This is a genomic window from Modestobacter sp. VKM Ac-2978, from assembly GCF_026968025.1.
GTDB lineage: Bacteria > Actinomycetota > Actinomycetes > Mycobacteriales > Geodermatophilaceae > Modestobacter.
In genome coordinates this window covers 504,599-522,503 of record NZ_JAPVBP010000002.1, presented here as the reverse complement: position 1 = coordinate 522,503, position 17,905 = coordinate 504,599, and the positions used below count along the sequence as shown (strand labels likewise).

The 17,905-nt window shown below is 74.6% G+C and carries 15 protein-coding genes; 7 read left to right on the top strand and 8 right to left on the bottom strand.

Going from position 1 to position 17,905, the window contains the following annotated elements:
- Window positions 1–43 precede the first annotated feature (43 nt).
- Both crtI and O2W53_RS06325 read left to right on the top strand, forming a co-directional pair.
- The gene (gene crtI / locus O2W53_RS06330; RefSeq protein ID WP_269162158.1) at window positions 44–1,564 is read left to right on the top strand and encodes a phytoene desaturase family protein; all 1,521 of its coding nucleotides are present in this window, start codon (window positions 44–46) and stop codon (window positions 1,562–1,564) included.
- Window positions 1,561–2,511: a phytoene/squalene synthase family protein gene (locus O2W53_RS06325; RefSeq protein ID WP_269162157.1), complete on the top strand. Its 951-nt coding sequence runs from the start codon at window positions 1,561–1,563 to the stop codon at window positions 2,509–2,511. Before crtI ends, O2W53_RS06325 begins: the two co-directional genes overlap by 4 nt.
- Before the next feature lie 21 nt (window positions 2,512–2,532).
- Here O2W53_RS06325 and O2W53_RS06320 read toward each other — a convergent pair whose 3' ends face one another.
- Window positions 2,533–2,856, bottom strand: a complete 324-nt coding sequence (locus O2W53_RS06320) for an Rv2175c family DNA-binding protein (RefSeq protein WP_036336920.1) — start codon at window positions 2,854–2,856, stop codon at window positions 2,533–2,535.
- 13 nt (window positions 2,857–2,869) lie between these two features.
- On the opposite strand from O2W53_RS06320, the gene O2W53_RS06315 reads away from it, so the two are divergent.
- From O2W53_RS06315 to O2W53_RS06300, 4 genes are all read left to right on the top strand, one after another.
- On the top strand, window positions 2,870–4,024 hold the full coding sequence (locus O2W53_RS06315) for an alpha-hydroxy acid oxidase (RefSeq protein ID WP_269162156.1): 1,155 nt from the start codon (window positions 2,870–2,872) through the stop codon (window positions 4,022–4,024).
- A 181-nt stretch (window positions 4,025–4,205) separates the two neighbouring features.
- Window positions 4,206–6,224: a Stk1 family PASTA domain-containing Ser/Thr kinase gene (locus O2W53_RS06310; protein WP_269162155.1), complete on the top strand. Its 2,019-nt coding sequence runs from the start codon at window positions 4,206–4,208 to the stop codon at window positions 6,222–6,224.
- Window positions 6,225–6,249: 25 nt separating this feature from the next.
- Entirely contained in the window at window positions 6,250–7,134 is an 885-nt protein-coding gene (locus tag O2W53_RS06305; protein WP_269162154.1) for a deoxyribonuclease IV, read from the top strand.
- Window positions 7,135–7,276: 142 nt separating this feature from the next.
- Window positions 7,277–8,437 carry a S8 family peptidase gene (locus O2W53_RS06300; RefSeq protein WP_269162153.1) on the top strand — a complete coding sequence of 387 codons (1,161 nt, stop codon included), beginning with the start codon at window positions 7,277–7,279 and terminating at the stop codon, window positions 8,435–8,437.
- A 70-nt stretch (window positions 8,438–8,507) separates the two neighbouring features.
- Here the strand turns inward: O2W53_RS06300 and O2W53_RS06295 are convergent, their stop codons facing one another.
- From O2W53_RS06295 to O2W53_RS06285, 3 genes are all read right to left on the bottom strand, one after another.
- Window positions 8,508–10,001, bottom strand: a complete 1,494-nt coding sequence (locus O2W53_RS06295; protein ID WP_269162152.1) for a GntP family permease — start codon at window positions 9,999–10,001, stop codon at window positions 8,508–8,510.
- Window positions 10,002–10,135: 134 nt separating this feature from the next.
- Window positions 10,136–11,191 (bottom strand): threonine aldolase family protein, encoded by a 1,056-nt coding sequence (locus O2W53_RS06290; RefSeq protein WP_269162151.1) that lies wholly within the window; start codon window positions 11,189–11,191, stop codon window positions 10,136–10,138.
- Window positions 11,191–12,528 carry a class II 3-deoxy-7-phosphoheptulonate synthase gene (locus tag O2W53_RS06285; protein WP_269162150.1) on the bottom strand — a complete coding sequence of 446 codons (1,338 nt, stop codon included), beginning with the start codon at window positions 12,526–12,528 and terminating at the stop codon, window positions 11,191–11,193. The genes O2W53_RS06290 and O2W53_RS06285 overlap by 1 nt, the downstream gene beginning before the upstream one ends.
- 185 nt (window positions 12,529–12,713) lie before the next feature.
- On the opposite strand from O2W53_RS06285, the gene O2W53_RS06280 reads away from it, so the two are divergent.
- Window positions 12,714–14,804, top strand: a complete 2,091-nt coding sequence (locus tag O2W53_RS06280) for a methyl-accepting chemotaxis protein (protein WP_269162149.1) — start codon at window positions 12,714–12,716, stop codon at window positions 14,802–14,804.
- A gap of 39 nt (window positions 14,805–14,843) precedes the next feature.
- Here O2W53_RS06280 and O2W53_RS06275 read toward each other — a convergent pair whose 3' ends face one another.
- The 4 genes from O2W53_RS06275 to O2W53_RS06260 form a co-directional block, all read right to left on the bottom strand.
- Window positions 14,844–15,491 carry a hypothetical protein gene (locus tag O2W53_RS06275; protein ID WP_269162148.1) on the bottom strand — a complete coding sequence of 216 codons (648 nt, stop codon included), beginning with the start codon at window positions 15,489–15,491 and terminating at the stop codon, window positions 14,844–14,846.
- A 145-nt stretch (window positions 15,492–15,636) separates the two neighbouring features.
- Window positions 15,637–16,848: a PucR family transcriptional regulator gene (locus O2W53_RS06270; protein ID WP_269162147.1), complete on the bottom strand. Its 1,212-nt coding sequence runs from the start codon at window positions 16,846–16,848 to the stop codon at window positions 15,637–15,639.
- A 26-nt stretch (window positions 16,849–16,874) separates the two neighbouring features.
- Entirely contained in the window at window positions 16,875–17,381 is a 507-nt protein-coding gene (locus O2W53_RS06265; RefSeq protein ID WP_269162146.1) for a polyadenylate-specific 3'-exoribonuclease AS, read from the bottom strand.
- An 81-nt stretch (window positions 17,382–17,462) separates the two neighbouring features.
- A complete protein-coding gene (locus O2W53_RS06260) occupies window positions 17,463–17,867 on the bottom strand; it encodes a RidA family protein (RefSeq protein ID WP_269162145.1) in 405 nt (134 codons plus the stop codon).
- Window positions 17,868–17,905 lie beyond the last annotated feature (38 nt).

The window sequence follows — 17,905 nt, the reverse complement described above, 5'->3', positions numbered from 1 at the left end:
CCGCACGAGCCACCACGATGGCCATTCCGGTGGGGAAGAAGCGATGACGAGGGCCCTGCTGAACCGTCCGTTGCGCACCGTGCCGGGGCGGACCGACCGGGTCGTGGTGATCGGGGCGGGCCTGGCCGGGTTGTCCGCGGCGCTGCGGCTGCGCGGTGCCGGGCGGGAGGTCACCGTCGTCGACCGCTGCCCCGGCCCGGGCGGGCGGGCCGGCCGGGTCGAGCGGGCCGGGTACGCGCTGGACACCGGGCCCTCGGTGTTCACCGCCCCCGACCTGATCGCCGACGCCTTCGCCGCGGTCGGCGAGACGATGGCCGACCGGCTGACCCTCACCCCCCTGGACACCACCTACCGCGCCCAGTTCGCCGACGGGTCGCACCTGGACGTGCACGCCGACCGCACCGCCTTCGCCGCCGAGGTGGAGCGGCTGTGCGGTGCCGGCGAGGCCGCCGCGCTGCTCCGCTACCTCGACGACCTCGCCGAGCTCTACGAGCTGCAGCTGCGCACCTTCATCGACCGCAACCTGGACTCCCCGCTGGACCTGGTGGGCCCCGAGCTGCTCGCCCTGGCCCGCCGCGGCGGGTTCCGCCGGCTGTCGAAGCACGTCGGGGCCGCCTTCACCGACGACCGGCTGCGCCGGCTGTTCAGCTTCCAGGCGCTCTACGCCGGGGTCTCCCCGTTCCGGGCGATCGCCGCCTACGCGGTCATCGCCCAGCTCGACATCGGGGCCGGCGTCTGGCACCCGCAGGGCGGGATCGGCGCCGTCCCCCGGGCGATGGCCGCCGCCGCCGCCGACGCCGGGGTGCAGTTCCGCTACGGCACGGAGGTGGCCGAGCTGGAGCTGGCCGGCGGCCGGGTCACCGGGGTGGCGCTCGAGGACGGCGACCTGCTGCCCGCCGACGCCGTCGTGGTCACCGCCGACGCCCCGCACCGGCTGGTGCCCGGCCTGCGTGGGCCGCGGCGCCCGGTCTACTCGCCGTCCTGCGTCGCGCTGCACCTGGGCGTGCGGGCCGAGCTGCCCGGCCAGGCGCACCACACGATCAGCTTCGGCGCGGCCTGGGAGCAGGTGTTCGCCGAGCTCACCCGCGACGGCCGGCCGATGAGCGACCCCAGCCTCCTGATCAGCATGCCGTCGGTGACCGACCGCTCGCTCGCCCCCGAGGGGGGCCAGGTGATCAGCGTGGTCGCGCCCACCCCGAACCTCGACCCGCGCAGCGGCGGCAACCCCGACCTGGACTGGCCGGCGCTGGCCCCCCGTTACCGCGAGGAACTGCTGGCCACCCTGGAGGCGCGGGGCTGGACCGGGGTCGGCGACGCGATCGAGGTCGAGGAGCTGCTCACCCCGGTCGACTGGGCTGCCCAGGGCATGGCCGCGGGCACCCCGTTCGCGCTGGCGCACACCTTCGGGCAGACCGGGCCCTTCCGCCCCTCGACCCTGCCCCGCGGTGGTCCGGAGAACGTCGTCCTGGCCGGTTCGTCGGTCCAGCCGGGCGTCGGCGTCCCCATGGTGGTGATCAGCGGCCGGCTCGCCGCCGAGCGGATCACCGGTCCGGTGCCGGCGTGACCGCCGTCCCACCGCCCGGCCGCGCGGAGCAGCAGGCGACGCTGGACGCGGCCTACGCGGTGTGCCGCGGGATCGCCGCCGAGCACGGCAAGTCCTACTTCCTGGCGACCCGGCTGCTCACCCCGGACCGCCGGGCCGCGATCCACGCGCTCTACGCCGCCGCCCGGGTCGCCGACGACATCGTCGACGTCGGCGCCGACCAGCCCGGTCGGGACCCGGAGGGCGAGCTGCTGGCCTGGTCGACGGCAGCGCTGGAGGAGGTCCGGACCGGCTGGTCCGACGACCCGGTCCGGCTCGCCCTGGTGCACACCTACCGCCGGTACGGCATCCCGATGGAGCACCTGGTCGACTTCCTCGCCGCCATGACCAGCGACCTGGACGTCACCGGCTACGCCGACCTCGCGGCCCTGGACCGCTACATGTGGGGCTCGGCCTCGGTCATCGGGTTGCAGGTGCTCCCGGTGCTCGGCACCGCGCCGGGCGTCACCCGGGAGGAGGCCGCGCCGCACGCCATCGCCCTGGGCGAGGCCTTCCAGCTGACCAACTTCCTGCGGGACGTCGCCGAGGACGTCGACCGCGGCCGGGTCTACCTGCCGGCGGACCTGATGGCCGCCCACGGGGTGACCCGCGAGCAACTGGCCGCCAAGCGGCACTCCCCCGGCTTCACCGCGCTGATGCGGGAGATGGTCGCGGTCACCCGCCGCCGCTACGACGACGCGGCACCCGGCACCCCGATGCTGGCGCGGGAGTCCCGGGACTGCGTGCGCGCGGCCACCGCCCTCTACGGCGGCATCCTCACCGAGATCGAGCGCGCCGACCACCGGGTGCTGGACCGCCGGGTCCGGGTGTCCCGGCCGCGGCGGCTGGCCGTGTTCGCCCGCCGGTTGACCGCCGCCCAGCTGGCCAGGGTCGGCAGCCCCCGGACGGCGACCACCAGCACGCCGTAGGGCAGGCGCCCGATCAGCCGGCTACAGCGCCAGCGCCTGCGCCCGGCGGGTGACCTCGGTGTGCCGGTCGTCGCGCAGTGCCTGCACCGGCGTGCCCGGCAGCGAGTCGTCCTCGCGGAACAGCCACTCGAAGGCCTCCTCGTCGGTGAACCGACCGTCGTAGAGCACGGTGAGCAGACCGGGCAGGTGCTTGAGGATCACCCCGTCCTGGACGAAGTCCACCGGGATCTTGCTGTTGCCGCTGCCGGGCACGGCCATGAGCTTCCGCTCGGCGATCAGCTGACGGACCTTGTTGGTCGAGACGCCGAGCTGCTCGGCGACCTCCGCGGGGGTGAACGTGTCCATAGGCTGCGAGCCTATGGCGCACAGTGGAGCCCCGGCGAACGGTCCCCGGCTGAGTCAGCCCCAGCGGGGCACGGAGGCAGCGGCCACCCCGGACGACCCCGGCCGCGAGCCGCCGTACCTGGACCTCGACGCGCTCGCCGCGCAGGCCCGGGAGCTGCTGCCGGCCGACGTCGCCGACTACTACGCCGGTGGCGCCGGCACCGAGACCACCCTGGCCGAGGCGCCGGCCGCCTGGCGGTCGTGGCGACTGCGCCCCCGGGTGCTGCGCGGGATCGCGACCGCACAGCTGGGCACCACGCTGCTGGGCGCGGAGGTGGCCACCCCGATCGGGGTCGCGCCGTGGGCGTACCAGGCGATGGCGCACCCGGACGGCGAGCTGGCCACGGCCCGCGGCGCGGCCGCGACCGGCGCACTGATGACCGTGTCGACCAGCGCGACCACCTCGCTGGAGGAGGTCGCCGCAGCCCGGCCGGCCGGGCCCCGCTGGTTCCAGCTCTACCGGCTGCACTCCCCCGGTCACACCGACGAGCTGGCCCGCCGCGCCGGTCGGGCCGGGTACGGCGCGCTCGTGCTCACCGTCGACCTGCCGGTGCTCGGTCGCCGGCACCGCGACCTGCGGCACGACTTCGCGCTGCCCGCGGGGCTCCGGCTCGCCAACCACCCGCCGGTGACCGGGCCGCAGCCGCCGCTGGCCGCCGCCGAGACGCCCACCTGGACCTTCGCCGACATCGGCCGGTTCGCCGACGTCTCCGGGCTGCCGGTGGTGGTCAAGGGCGTGCTGCGCGGGGACGACGCGGCCCGCTGCGTGGCCGCCGGTGCGGCCGCGGTGTGGGTCTCCACCCACGGCGGGCGGCAGGCCGACCCGGCGATCGCCAGCGCCGAGGCGCTGCCGGAGGTGGTCGATGCGGTCGGGGACGAGGTCGAGGTCTACGTCGACGGGGGCATCCGCAACGGCTCCGACGTGCTCACCGCCCTCGCACTGGGCGCGCGGGCGGTCTTCCTGGGCCGGCCCACGGTGTGGGGGCTGGCCACCGGCGGTGCCGACGGCGTGGCCCGGGTGATCGACGGGCTGAGCGAGGAGCTGGCGCACACCATGGCCCTGTGTGGAGTCGACGACGTCCGGGCGGTGCCGCGCGACACCGTCGTCCGGCCGTGGCCCGGCCGCTGAACAGCGGGCCGGCGCGCCGTCCGGCCCCACCCACCCCGCTGGCCACTGACGCCCCCGACCGACCAGGTCCGGCGACCCCACGCGTCCACCTGGTCACTCCAGGTCCCTGTAGTCCAGACCGTGACCTGGCAGCACGCGTCGTTCGGGCCGTGCGCCCGGATCCGCTCCTAGACTCGCCGGCGTGGAGACCGTCGTGACCGACCCCGTGGTCGGCCTCCTCCTCGAGGGGCGTTACCGCCTCGAGGAGCGTCTGGCGCGTGGCGGCATGTCCACCGTCTACGCCGCCACCGACCTCCGCCTGCACCGCACCGTGGCGGTCAAGGTGATGGCCGAGCACCTGGCGCACGACCCCGCCTTCGTCGACCGGTTCACCCGGGAGGCCCGGGCCACCGCGATGCTCAGCCACGTCAACGTGGTGTCGGTCAGCGACCAGGGCAGCGACCAGGGCCTGGTCTACCTGGTCATGGAACTGGTGCGCGGCCGCACGCTGCGCGACCTGCTGCAGGCCCGCGGCCGGCTCACCGTCGCCGAGGCGTTCGCCGTCCTGGAGCCGGTGCTGGCCGGGCTGACCGCCGCGCACCGGGCCGGGATCGTCCACCGCGACATCAAGCCGGAGAACGTGCTCATCTCCACCGACGGCCAGGTGAAGGTCGCCGACTTCGGGCTGGCCCGCGCGGTGGCCGGCACCGGGCAGACCAGCCACACCGGCGGCGTGCTCATCGGCACGGTCGCCTACCTCTCCCCCGAGCAGCTCGAGCGCGGCCGCAGCGATGCCCGCAGCGACGTCTACGCCGCCGGCGTGATGCTCTACGAGCTGCTCACCGGTCACCCGCCGTACGCCGGTGACACCCCGCTGGCGGTCGCCTACCAGCACGTGCACCACGACGTGCCCGTTCCGTCGGTCGAGGTGCCGACGGTGCCCTGGCAGGTCGACGAGCTGGTCACCCGCACCACCCGGCGCGACCCGGCCGCCCGGCCGCTGGACGCCGGCGCCTTCCTGGCCGAGCTGGCCGACCTGCGCGCCGACCTGGGCCTGGCCCGCGTCCCGGTGCCCACCGGCCTGCCGGCCGACAACCCCGCCACGCTGCGCCCGACCAACCGCCCGACCGCACCACGCCCCCGGCAGCCCAGCGCGCCGGGCAGGCGCAGCGGTGAGCCGCACACCGAGGTCCTCGGCGGCCCGGTGGACCGCGGCCGGGGCACCACGGTGCTGCCGGGCATGGGGGCCGGGCCGACCACCGGTGTGGGCGGCGCCCGCCCGGGCATCGGCCCGCGCCCGCCCGTCGTCCGCCCCGGGGTCCCGCCGCACATCCGCCGTCGCCGCGCCCAGCTGGGCATCGCGGTGGTGCTGCTGCTCGCGGTGACCATCGGTGCGATCGGCTGGTGGCTGGGCGTCGGGCGCTGGACCGAGGTCCCCGACCTGCTCAGCAAGGACCAGGACACCGCGGTCGGGCTGCTCCAGGAGGCCGGCCTGGACCCGGTCCTCACCGAGGAGCAGTTCAGCGAGACGGTGCCGCTCGGCGCGGTGATCACCGCCGAGCCGGCCGCGGGTGAGGCGATCCGTGGCTCGGACGTGGAGCTGGTCGTCTCCAAGGGCCCGGAGCGGTTCGCGGTCGACCCGGCGCTGGCCGGCCAGCCCGCCGACGCCGTCCTGACCCAGCTGCAGACCCAGTTCCCCGACCTGGCCTTCAGCACCGTGGAGGACTACAGCGACGAGGTGGGCGAGGGCGACGTGATCCGCTTCGACCCCGTGCCGGGGACGGAGCTCAAGCGCGGTGACACCGTCACCCTCGTGGTCTCCTCCGGCCGGGCGCCGGTCGCGGTGCCCAACGTCGTCGGCCAGAGCCCGGATGCCGCCGAGAGCAACCTGGAGCAGCTGGGCTTCACCGTCGAGCGGGCCACCGGCCGCAGCGCCGACGTCGCCACCGGCGCGGTCATGGCGGTCAGCCCCGGCCCCGGTGCGGGCGAGCAGCCCTACGGCAGCCGGGTGACGATCACCGTGTCCGAGGGGCTGCCGCAGGTGGCGGTCCCCGACGTGACCGGCAAGAACCGCGAGGAGGCCATCGCCACCCTCGAGGAGGCCGGCCTGGAGGCCGAGGTCACCCAGTTCTTCGGCAACCAGGTGCTGCGGCAGACCCCCGGGGCCGGCGAGGTCGTCGACCTGGGCTCGTCGGTCACCATCCTGGTCACGTTCGGGTGAGCGACGTCGGGGTGACCTGCGCTCCGTGACCTCCTCGTCCGCCGTGCTGCCCGCGATCGGGGCGCACATCCAGATCAAGGGCGGCCTCGCCAAGGGCGGGCTGGCCTACACCGACGCCGTGGGCGCCCGCGCCGTCCAGGTGTTCGTCGGCAACCCACGCGGGTGGCGACCCAGTGCCGGTGACCCGGCGCAGGACGCCGCGTTCACCGCCGGGTGCAGCGAGCGTGGGGTCCCGTCGTTCATCCACACGCCGTTCCTGGTGAACGTCGGGTCGCCGAACGAGGCCACCGTCGAGCAGTCGGTCGCCACCATCCGGCACAACCTCGCCCGGGGTGCCCAGCTCGGGTGCGCCGGTGTGGTGGTGCACGCCGGTTCGGCGGTGAGCGCCGACCGGTACGACGCTGCGCTGGCCCAGCTGCACGAGCGGCTGCTGCCGGTGCTCGACGAGCTGCCCGCGGGCGCACCCCGGCTGCTGATCGAGCCCACCGCCGGCGGCGGCAGGTCGCTGGCGGCCACCGTCGAGGACCTGGGTCCCTACCTGGCCGCCCTGGACCACCACCCCGCCGTCGGCGTCTGCTTCGACACCTGCCACGCCTGGGCCGCCGGGCACGACCTGGCCACCCCGGGCGGCATGGCGGCCACCCTGGACGCGCTGGAGGCCACCGTGGGCCCGGGCCGGCTGGGGCTCGTCCACGCCAACGACTCGCTGGACGGCTGCGGCTCCACCCGCGACCGGCACACCACCATCGGGGCCGGCTCGATCGGCGCAGCACCCTTCGCCGAGCTGCTCACCCACCCGGCGATGGCCGGGGTGCCGGTGGTCGTGGAGACCCCGAGCGAGGACGACGGCCACGCCAAGGACATCGCACTGCTGTGCGCACTGCGCGACGGCGGCCTCGTCTCCAGCTGACCGCGACGCGCCCGGGCGGCGGGAAACGCCGACCGCAATCGATCCCACGGCCCGGGAGCTTCCCGAATCGACACCCAGTGGTTTCACTCTCCGTGTCGGACTCGCAGCTGACTGCGATGTCCCTGGACCGAGGAGAACCACCGTGCAGATCCGCAGGACCCTGGCCACCGCCGCCGTGGCCGCCCTCACCGTCAGCGGCCTCGGCCTCACCACCGGGACCGCCGCCGCTGCGCCGAGCGCTCCGGCCACCTACATCGTGAGCCTCACCCCCGGCTCGGTGCCGTCCTCCGTCGCCGCCCTGGCCAGCGCCCGGCTGGGTGGCCACGTCGACCACGTCTACACCGCGGCGCTGAACGGGTTCGCCGTCACGCTGCGCCCCGAGGTGGCCGACCGGCTCGCCACGTTGCCCGGTGTCGCGGCCGTCGAGCGGGACGCCCCGGTCCAGCTGCAGGCCACCCAGTCCAGTGCCCCCTGGGGCCTGGACCGCACCGACCAGCGGGCGCTGCCGCTCAGCGGCTCCTACAGCTGGACCGCCACCGGCGCGGGCGTCACCGCCTACGTCATCGACACCGGCATCCGGCTCGGACACGGTGACCTCGGCGGCCGCGCGGTCTCCGGGTACGACGCGGTGGACGGCGGACGGGCCGACGACTGCAACGGGCACGGCACGCACGTGGCGGGCACCGTCGGCGGCTCGCGGTACGGGGTCGCCAAGGGGGTGCGGCTGGTCGCCGTCCGCGTGCTGGACTGCGCCGGGAGTGGCACCAACGCCGGGGTCATCGCCGGCATCGACTGGGTCACCGCCCACCACCCGGCCGGCGCCCCCGCGGTGGCCAACATGAGCCTAGGCGGCGGCGCCAGCAGCGCGCTGGACCGGGCCGTGCAGCGCTCGATCGCCGACGGGGTCAGCTACGCCGTCGCGGCCGGGAACGGTGACGCCGCCGGCGTCCCGCAGGACGCGTGCGCCGGCTCGCCGTCCCGGGTGGACGCCGCCCTCACCGTCGGCGCCACCGACCGGGCCGACGCACCGGCGTCGTTCAGCAACTACGGCGCCTGTGTCGACCTGTTCGCACCCGGCGTGGGCATCACCAGCGCCTGGCACACGTCGAACACGGCCACCAGGACGATCAGCGGGACGTCGATGGCCACCCCGCACGTGGCCGGCGTCGCAGCGCTCTACCTGCAGGGCGACCCGGCCGCCTCACCCGCCACGGTGGCCGGCGCGATCACCGCCGCGACCACCAAGGACGCGGTCCCCACGACCAGCACCGCGGACAACGACCTGCTGTTCAGCACCTGGTGAGTCCGCACGCCGCACCCGGGGCCGGGTCGTCCGCTCGCGCGGACGGCCCGGCCCCGGTCGCGACCGGCCGCTAGAAGACCAGGCTCAGCGCCCAGGCGATGGCGAAACCGACCACCCCGATCAGGGTCTCCATCACCGTCCAGGTGCGCAGGGTCGTCTTCACGTCCATCTCCAGGAACCGGCCGACCAGCCAGAACCCGGAGTCGTTGACGTGCGAGAGCACGGTGGCACCACAGGCGATCGCGATGACCACCAGCGCGGTGTCCATCCGGGACAGGTCGTTCTCTGCCGCCGCCGGGGCGATCAGCGCGGCGGTGGTCAACAGCGCGACCGTCGCCGAGCCCTGGGCCACCCGCAGGCAGGTCGCGATCACGAAGGCCGCGACGATCACCGGCAGGCCGATCGACTCCAGGCTGTCGGCCAGCGCGGTGCCGATGCCGCTGGACCGCAGCACCCCACCGAACATGCCGCCGGCGCCCGTGATCAGGATGATCGCCGCGACCGGACCGATCGAGGAGTTCAGCAGGTCCTCGGTCTCCGAGCGGGAGAACCGCTCGCGGCTGAGCACCACGGCCGCCACCAGCAAGGTGATCAGCAGCGCCACCGGCGTCTGGCCGAGCAGGGTCACCCAGTCCAGCCAGCCGGCGTCCCCGTCGACCGCTCCGGCCGTGACCAGCGTGTTGAAGCCGGTGTTGAGCAGGATGAGCACCAGCGGCAGGAGCAGCAGGGCCAGCACGGTGCTGAACTTGGGCGGGCCGGTCCGGGTGGCCGTCCCCGTCGCCGTCTCGGTCGCCGTCCCGGTCGCCGCGGTGGCGCCGGCCCCCGTGCCGCCGCCGCCCGGGCCGTCCGGGTCGTCGACGTCGGTGTCGACCCGGGGGTCGTCGGCCTCGGACTTGCGACCGGCCAGGGTGGCCGGGATCGCGACCTCGATCCGCCGGCCGGTGAACTGGCTGAACAGGTAGCAGGCGATGAACCAGGTGGGCAGGCCGATGACCAGGCCGACGACGACGAGGAGCCCGATGTCGGCGCCCAGGATGTCGCCGGCGCCGACCGGCCCCGGGTGCGGCGGCACGAAGGCGTGCATGACCGCGAAGGCACCCGCCGAGGGCAGCGCGTAGAGCAGCACGGAGCCACCGAATCGGCGGGCGACGCTGAAGATGATCGGCAGGAAGACCACGAAGCCGGCGTCGAAGAAGATCGGGAAGCCGAACAGCAACGACGCCACGCCCAGGGCCAGCGGCGCCCGCTTCTCCCCGAACCGGTTGATCAGCGAGTCCGCCAGCACGGTGGCGCCGCCGGTGACCTCCAGCAGCTTGCCGATCATCGCGCCCAGCCCGACCAGCAGCGCGACGGCGGCCAGGGTCGAGCCGAACCCGGCCAGCATGGTGTCGATGACGTCCCCGATGGCGATCCCGGTCGCCAGCGCGGTCAGCAGGCTGACCAGCACCAGCGCCACGAAGGCGTGGACCTTGAACTTCATGATCAGGACGAGCAGCACGGCGACGGCGCCCACTGCGATCAGCAACAGCGGTGTGGTGCCCAGGGCTGGTTCGACTTCTGGCACGGGAGACCTCTTCGAGTCGACGGCGACGCGGTCTCGACCGCGGGCGCGGACGAGGGCACCACTCTCGCAGTGGTGATCACCCGCGCGCGAGAGGTCCCCAGGTGACGATCAGGTCTCGCCCGGAGGTGGCCGCCTCAGTGGCCCGTGAGGTCGCCGATCACCTGGGTGAGCACCTTGGCCGCCCGCTCCACGCCGTCCCGGTCGACGTCCAGGTGGGTGACCAGCCGGACCCGCCGGGCGCTGACCTGGCCGACCAGCACCCCCTGGGCCTTGGCCGCCTCGGCGACGGCCGGGGCCGGCACGTCGTCGACGACCACCATGTTCGTCTCCACCGTCGCGGGGTCGACGCCGAGGCGCTCGGCGAGCAGCCGCGCGTGCTCGTGGTCGGTGGCCAGCCGGTCGAGGTGGTGGTCCAGCGCGTACTGGGCGGCGGCGGCGAGCACCCCGACCTGGCGCATGCCGCCACCGAGCCGCTTGCGCCACAGCCGGGCTGCCGCGATCCGCTCCGCGTTCGCGACGAGCACCGAACCGATCGGCGCACCGAGCCCCTTGGACAGGCACACCGACGCGGTGTCGGCCAGCCGCCCGTAGGTGGCCAGCGGGACGCCGGAGGCCACGGACGCGTTGAACACGCGGGCGCCGTCCAGGTGCACGTTCACCCCGGCGGTGCGTGACCACTCGAACAGCCGCTCCAGCTCGGCGAGGGGCTGCACCAGCCCGCCACCGCGGTTGTGCGTGTTCTCCACGGCGATCGCCGCGGTCGCGGTGAGGTGCCAGTCGCCGTGCGGCCGTACCTGGGCGATCAGCTGGTCGGCCGACAGTCGGCCCCCCGCGGAGACCACCGTGCGGGAGGAGAGCCCGAAGAGGGCCGCGGCCGCACCCATCTCATAGGTGAGCACGTGCGCGTCGGCGTCCCCGAGCACCTCCTGGCCGGGCTCGCAGACCAGCCGCAGCCCGATCTGGTTGCCCATCGTCCCGGACGGCACGAAGAGCGCGGCCTCGTGGCCGAACAGCGCGGCGACCCGCTCCTCCAGCGCGTTGACCGTGGGGTCCTCGCGGTAGACGTCGTCGCCGACCTCGGCCTCGGCCATGGCCCGGCGCATCGCCGGGGTGGGCCGGGTGAGCGTGTCCGAACGCAGGTCGACGGCGTCGCCGCGGGTGGCCGGGCCGTCGGTGTCGATGCCGTACATCAGCCGCGCAGCATCTCGGTGACGAGGAAGGCGAGTTCCAGCGACTGGCCGGTGTTCAGCCGGGGGTCGCACGCCGTCTCGTACCGGCTGTTCAGGTCGGCGTCGCTGATCTCCATGGCCCCGCCCAGGCACTCGGTGACGTCCTCACCGGTGAGCTCGACGTGGATGCCGCCGGGCCAGGTGCCCAGCCCGCGGTGCACGTCGAAGAAGCCGAGCACCTCGTCGACCACCCGGTCGAAGTGCCGGGTCTTGTAGCCGCTGGGCGACTCGTGGGTGTTGCCGTGCATCGGGTCGCACTGCCACACCACCTGGTGGCCGCTGGCAGTGACCTTCTCCACGATGCCGGGCAGGACGTCGCGGATCTTGCCGTTGCCCATCCGGCTGATCAGCGTGAGCCGGCCGGGGACGCCGTCGGGGTCCAGCCGCTCGACCAGTTCGGTCGCCTGCTCCGGGGTGGTGCCCGGACCGATCTTCACGCCGATCGGGTTGGCCAGCTTGGAGACGAACTCGATGTGCGCGCCGTCCATCTGCCGGGTGCGCTCCCCCACCCAGACGAAGTGCGCGCTCAGCGCGTACGGGCGGCCCTCGTACATCCGGGTCAGCGCGCGCTCGTAGTCCAGGATCAGCGCCTCGTGGCTGCTGTACAGCTCCACCCCGCGCAGCGCCGCGTCGTCGATGCCACAGGCCTTCATGAACGCCAGCGCCCGGTCGATCTCCTGGGCGACGACCTCGTAGCGCACCCCGGCCGGCGAGCTGGCGACGAAGTCCTTGTTCCAGTCGTGCACGGCGTGCAGGTCGGCCAGCCCGCCCCGGGCGTAGGCGCGGATCATGTTCATCGCCGCCGCCGAGTTCGCGTAGGCGCGCACCAGCCGGCCGGGGTCGGGAATCCGCTCCTCCAGCACCGGGTTCAGCGAGTTGACCATGTCGCCGCGGTAGGACGGCAGCCCGAGGGCGTCGGTGTTGGACGAGCGCGGCTTGGCGTACTGGCCGGCCACCCGGCCGACCTTGACCACCGGCACGCTCGCCCCGTAGGTGAGGACGACGGCCATCTGCAGCAGCGTGCGGGTGGTCGCCTGCAGGTGCGGCTCGGTGTTCAGGTCGAAGGTCTCGGCACAGTCGCCGCCCTGCAGCAGGAACGCCTTGCCCTGGGCGACGTCGGCAAGCTGCTCGCGCAGGGTGTCGACCTCGGCCGGCGCCACGATGGGCGGCACGCTGGACAGGGTCGACAGCACGGCGTCGACGGCGGCCCGGTCGGGCCACTCCGGCTGCTGGGCGGCGGGCAGCCCCCGCCACCGGTCCAGGTCCGGCAGGAGCTCGGCGGGTTCAGGGAGGCTCACCCCTTGAGCGTACGGCGCACCGCGGCCCTGCCGAGAACTCCTGTCCGGCTGGTGGGACGCCCGCGGACGCCGCCGGTACCGAAGATCCACTCGGCTGCCGATGACCTTGTTCGAGGCGGGGATCTCTCCCGTCCGGGGAAGCGGGCCAGGGAGCACACGTGCGCAGGGGAATCAGGACGAAGGTGGTGGCACTGGCTGTGGCCAGCGTCACCGTGACCGCAGCGGCCATGCTGGGGGTGAGCGCCTGGCAGAGCGGCGAGTTCGCCGACGACGCCACGGCCGACGTCCAACAGATGGTCCAGCACAGCATCGAGCAGACCGCCGACGGCGTGTACGACGTCGTCTCCAGCCAGGGCGACTCGATCGCCGCGGCCGTCGACAACGACCTGGAGGTGGCCGGCTACGTGCTGGAGCAGGCCGGCGGCTTCGGGCTCGGTTCGGCCACCCGCAACACCGTCGCCTGGGACGCCAAGAACCAGGTGACCGGCGAGGTCGTCCCCGTCGCGCTTCCCCGCGTCGAGGTCGGCGGCACGTGGCTGGGCAAGAACGCCGACGTCGCGGCGCCCACCCCCGTCGTGGACCAGGTGCAGGAACTGGTCGGCGGCACCGCGACGGTCTTCCAGCGGATGAACCCCGCCGGGGACATGCTCCGCGTCGCGACGAACGTGGTCAGCGCCACCGGCTCCCGGGCGATCGGCACCTACATCCCCGCGACCGGCGCGGGCGGCGCGCCCAGCCCCGTCGTCTCTACCGTGCTGAACGGCCAGACCTACCGCGGGACGGCGTTCGTCGTCGACTCCTGGTACGTCACCGCCTACGAGCCGCTGTTCGACGCAGGCGGCCAGGTCATCGGCATGCTCTACGTGGGTGTGAAGCAGGAGAACCTGCCCGCGCTGCGGGAGAGCCTGCAGACCACCGCTGCCGGCGAGAACGGCACGGTCTGGGCCCTCGGTGGCACCGGCGACCGGGCCGGCACGGTGCTGATCAGCAAGGACGGGCAGGCCGAGGGCACCTCCCTGCTGGAGGCGCAGGACGCCGACGGCAAGCCCTGGATCCAGGAGGTGGTGGCGGCCGCCGTCGGCCTGGAGCCGGGTGAGCAGGCGACCGTCCGGTACCGCGACGCCGCGACCGGGACGCACACGGTGCAGGTCGGCTACTACGCGCCCTGGGACTGGGTGCTGGTGGTCGACGCGCAGGACAGCGACTTCGCAGCCGCCGTCCAGGGCCTGGAGGACGGCCGCTCGTCCATGCTCAGTGCGCTGGTCGTCTCCGCCGTGCTGGTCGGGCTCGCCGGTCTGGCGCTCGCCTGGTGGCTGGGCCGGCGGCTGACCGCACCGTTGGAGGCACTGCGGCAGCGGATGGCCGAGATCGCCGACGGCGAGGGCGACCTGACCCAGCGGGTCGACGACTCCGCACAGGACGAGGTGGGCGAGCTCGCCGGCGCCTTCAACCGGTTCGTCGACAAGGTGGCCGGCACGATCCGCGACATCGGCTCCGCCGCCGGTTCGCTGGCGGCCTCGGCCTCCGGCGTGGCCCGGGTGGCCGACGGGCTGAGCGAGCGGGCCGCCCGCAGCCGGGACCAGGCACGGCACGCCCACCAGGCGGCGTCCGACATCAGCTCCGGGGTCACCTCCGCAGCGGCCGGCGCCGAGCAGATGGGGTCGGCGATCCGGGAGATCGCCCGCAGCGCCAGCGACGCCAGCAACGTCGGGCAGGGTGCGGTCGAGCTGGCCGCCCGTACCGAGACGGCGATCGCGGCGCTGGGCACCAGCTCGCGGGAGATCAGCGACGTGGTCAAGGTCATCTCGGCGGTCGCCGAGCAGACCAACCTGCTGGCGCTCAACGCCACGATCGAGGCGGCCCGCGCGGGCGAGGCCGGCAAGGGCTTCGCCGTCGTCGCCACCGAGGTCAAGGAGCTGGCCCAGGAGTCCTCGCGGGCCAGCGAGGAGATCCACAAGCGGGTGCAGTCGATCCAGGCCGACACCAGCGCCGCGGTCGGTTCGATCAGTCAGATCGTCGCGGTCATCCGGGAGATGAACGACCACCAGACCACCATCGCCAGCGCGGTGGAGGAGCAGACGGCGGTCACCAACGAGCTTTCCCGCAGCGTCAGCTCGGTGGCCGACGGAGCCACGTCGGTGACCGACACGATGAACGACGTGACCACCGACGCCGACCGCACCGCGGCCGACGTCGACTCCGCCCGGAGCGCCGCCCGGGAGCTGGACCAGCTCTCCGGGGAGCTGACCCGGTTGATCAACGTCTTCACGGTCTGAGTCGGAGGGCCGCCGGCAGCGACCTGCTGCCGGCGGACCTCAGCTGGCCGGGCCCCGCTGCCGGCGCACGTCCGTCCCGGGGTCGGCCGGTCCGCCGTCCTCCAGCCACCGGGCCACGGCCTCGGGGTCCCGGCGGACCAGCTCGTCCAGGATGAGCCCGCGGACCCGCACCAGGGCTGCCCGCTCCTGCGGGTCGGTCGCCACCTGCAGCGGTGTCACGGTGGCCCGCCACTCGCGGATCAGCGCCTCGGTGGGCAGCACGCTGACGAAGTCGCGCAACGCCGCCACCCGCCGCGGGTCCGACAGCGGAAGCGGCGCCGAGTCGCACTCGGCGATCCAGGACGCGACCACGGTCGCCGCCATCAGGACCATGCCGATCACCAGCCAGGCGCCCGACGGCCCCAGGAGGCCGACACCGCTGGCGAACGGCACGGTCAGCACCGCGCCGGCGAAGGCCGCCAGCACGACCCGCCGCGCGCGCGGCTGCGCCGGGAAGCCGGGATTGGCCAGGCCGGCGACGACGGCGGCGAAGGCGCCGACCAGCGGCGCCAGCAGCAGCATCCGCGGCACCGGGGTCACCAGTGCCCCGGGCAGCGCGATCCCCACGTACAGGACGACGAGCACCAGTCGCAAGGCCCGGATTCCCCCGGTCGAGCTGGCGCCGTTGCCTCCGGTGGACGTGGACACGGCCGCCTCCTCGGGGCCACGGGCGGGGCCGACCATGGACACTCGCCGTCCGCTGACGGTGGCCCGTCCCGCGGGGGGCCGCACCGCCATGACCGGGCACCGTCACGCCGCCGCCGGTTGCCGGGTCCCGGCAACCGGCGGGGCCTCAGTCGACGACCAGCCGGCACCGGGGCCAGCCGAGCATCCGGGCCCCGGTCACGGCGACCAGCAGCGGCAGGTGGTCGGCCGGGTCGGTGGCGTCGTGTCCGGTGAGGGCGTGCACGCGTTCGATCCGGTAGCTGACCGCCCGCACGCTCAGATGGAGGGCGCGGGCGGTCGCCGCGGTGTTCCCGCCGGTGGCGAAGTAGGCGGCCAGCGTGCGCACCAGCGGCTCGGCCCCGCCCCGGGCGTCCACCAGCGGGCCGAGCACGGTCTGCACCAGGTCGGCCATCGCCGTCTCGTCGCGCAGCAGCACCCGGTAGACCAGCAGGTCACGGGCGTGGACGACGGGCTGCGGCAGCTCCAGCCGAGCCGCCAGGTCCAGGGCGTCGAGGGCCTCCCGGTAGGAGTGGAGCACCCCGCGCGGCCCGGCGTGCGGGCGCCCGACCCCCACCCGCCACGACGAGCGGTGGGTCAGCCGGGCGACGGCCCGCCCCACCACCTCGGCCAGCTCCTGCGGGCCGATCCCGCCACCGCCGCCGCCGTCGGCGGCGGGCGAGGAGAGCATGCACAGCAGCCGCCCGTCCTTGGCGGCGACCAGCAGGCCCCGGCCGTCCGTGCGGGCGCGGACCGCCGCCTCGACCGCACCGGCCACGTGCATGCCCGAGTCGATCGGCCGGTCGATCCCGGCCACGGTGACCACGTGCGTCGCGGTGAGCGACAGGCCGAACGGCTCGGCCCGCTCGACCAGTGACCCGACGTCGGACCGGCCGCTGAACAGGTCGTCGACGAACTCCCGCCGGTAGGCCTCCTCTCGGCGCACCACCTCGTGCTGGGCGTCCAGGTGGCCGGTGGCCAGGGCGGCCAGCGCGGTGTCCGCAGCCCGCCAGACGACCTCGCCGATGCCCACCAGCTCCGCGGGCCGGACCGGCCGGGACCGCACCCGGCCCAGCAGATCGGGCAGTTCGGGCCACAGTCGCCGGGACGCCGTCATGTAGAGGTCGACCAGCGCCGGCAACGACACCCCGGCCCGCGCGGCCTCCCCACCCAGCCGACGGCAGGACTCCTCCTCGGCGAGGCCGAGGCGGCGCCCGGTGCGCGCCACGGCCAGCACCGCCGGCAGATAGCCGTCCAGCAGCCCCACCGGTGCACCGTGCTCACCGGCCGCCGCCCGCGCGATCCGGGTCAGCGCCTCCTCCGGCGTCGCAGCTGCGTCCACCCGGTCAGTGTCGTGCCCCGCGCAGGTCAGCGGGGCGTCGGACGACCTCCGGCCGCCTCGATCACCTGCCAGCGGGTCAGGTTGTAGCGCGCGTCGACCAGCGCGTCGTGCGTCCCCGCGGGCTTGGGCGGCAGGTCGGGCCGCCCGGCGTCGTCCCAGCGCTGGCGCAGCTCACGGGTGAAGCGCGGGATCGGCCTCGGCAGCGCCGGCATGGCACCCCACAGCTGGGCCAGGGCCACGTGGTCGTAGGCGGCGAACCAGGCCCACAGCTCGATCTCCTCCCCGGGTGCGGTGAGGAAGGACAGCAGGTCCGCCCGGATCCGTTCCCGGCTGCGCCAGGCCCTGTCCGCCGGCGAGGGCAGCTGGTCCAGGACGTTGCGGCGCACCCACGGGATCGCCCTGTCCGGGTCGAACTCGGTGCTGACGGCGTAGAACTCCCGGCCGGTCTCGTCGACCACGCCGATCGACACCAGGTCGATGGTGGTGCCGTCCTCGATGAACTCGGTGTCGTAGAAGTACCGCCGCACGCTCACCGGCACACCGTAGGCGGTGCCGATCACGGACACCTCGCCCTCGTGGCGGAGGGGCCGGTGTGCCCGCTCGGCCCCCGCTGATCAGCCGGCCACCACCGCGATCGCCTCCACCTCGACCAGTTGGTCGGGGTACCCCAGGACGGCCACCCCGAGCAGGGTGCTCGGCGCGTCGTGCGCGCCGAAGCCCGCCCGGACGACATCCCAGGCGGTGACCAGGTCACGCTGGTCGGCAGCAGCCACGTAGACCGTCGTCTTGACCACGTCGGAGAGGCCGGCACCGGCGGCTTCGAGCGCGACGACCAGGTTGTGCACCACCTGAGCGGCCTGACCTGCCACATCGCCGACTGCGACGATGCGCCCGTCGCCGTCGAGCGGGCAGGCGCCGGCGGTGAAGACCGTTCGGCCGGGCCCGACCACCGCCGCGTAGGCGTAGGGCGCCGAGGCCGTCAGGCCGGCCGGTCGGATGAACTCGATGGCATCGGACACCCGGCCATTCTCACCGCCCGCCGCCGCGACGGCGTCGG

Coding starts and splice junctions, on each gene's coding strand:
- O2W53_RS06315 (WP_269162156.1), top strand. CDS start 2,870: ATGGCGCACAGTGGAGCCCCGGCGAACGGTCCCCGGCTGAGTCAGCCC.
- O2W53_RS06290 (WP_269162151.1), bottom strand. CDS start 11,191: ATGTACGGCATCGACACCGACGGCCCGGCCACCCGCGGCGACGCCGTC.
- O2W53_RS06320 (WP_036336920.1), bottom strand. CDS start 2,856: ATGGACACGTTCACCCCCGCGGAGGTCGCCGAGCAGCTCGGCGTCTCG.
- crtI (WP_269162158.1), top strand. CDS start 44: ATGACGAGGGCCCTGCTGAACCGTCCGTTGCGCACCGTGCCGGGGCGG.